This window comes from Vibrio sp. 1641, from assembly GCF_033339995.1.
GTDB lineage: Bacteria > Pseudomonadota > Gammaproteobacteria > Enterobacterales > Vibrionaceae > Vibrio > Vibrio alginolyticus.
The window spans coordinates 1-661 of sequence record NZ_JAWOVP010000216.1 but is presented as its reverse complement, the minus strand read 5'-3'; the positions used below and the strand labels follow the sequence as shown (position 1 = coordinate 661).

At 46.6% G+C, this 661-nt stretch carries 1 protein-coding gene and 1 pseudogene; one reads left to right on the top strand and one right to left on the bottom strand.

Going from position 1 to position 661, the window contains the following annotated elements:
- Positions 1-388, top strand: a pseudogene (locus tag R7Z47_RS25145) (DUF2982 domain-containing protein); the annotation flags it as partial.
- A gap of 20 nt (positions 389-408) precedes the next feature.
- Here R7Z47_RS25145 and R7Z47_RS25140 read toward each other — a convergent pair.
- Positions 409-661 (bottom strand): MBL fold metallo-hydrolase (locus R7Z47_RS25140; RefSeq protein ID WP_318115295.1); only part of this gene is annotated, 253 nt, incomplete at its 5' end.

Genomic DNA, 661 nt, shown 5'->3' with positions numbered 1-661 from the left:
TGGTATATGCAGTTATCAACAAGACGGTTGGCATCAACCGCTCCCGTGGATAGGCATCCGCTTGAAGCACTATTCCCCTTACCTTGATGCAATTTGCCCGCGTATCGCGACGGAGATTTTACTTAGCCAACGCGCTTTGTTGTATTTGGGCGCAAGGCAGAACCATTGTGAATAGAAATTTGAAGATATGGTGCTCGACCCACAACCGTACACTAGCAAAGCGGGAAAACAATACGACGGTTTGCAAGCCATGCTGGCGAATAGAATGAAGTATCAGAGAGAATTTTACGGCTATGATGTGTTTATTTCTGCCAGTGATTTAGACAGGGAAGCCGACGAATTTGTAGGGCTGACTCGGCGATACTTAGCGGCCGCCGAGCCAGAATAGTAACAAGTACAGACAAGGCGCTAGTATAGTGGCATCTCGTCAGCAACAAACGGGTTGGTTTTGCGCTCGTGACCGAAGGTAGATTGAGGACCATGACCCGGTACAAATGTAACATCGTTACCTAGAGGCCAAAGTTTCTCTTTAATTGAACTAATCAACGTATTGAAGTCGCCTTGAGGGAAGTCAGTACGACCAATGCTACCGTTAAACAGAACATCACCAACAAACGCTAAACGGGCTTCTTCACTATAAAGTACTACGTGACCTGGTGTA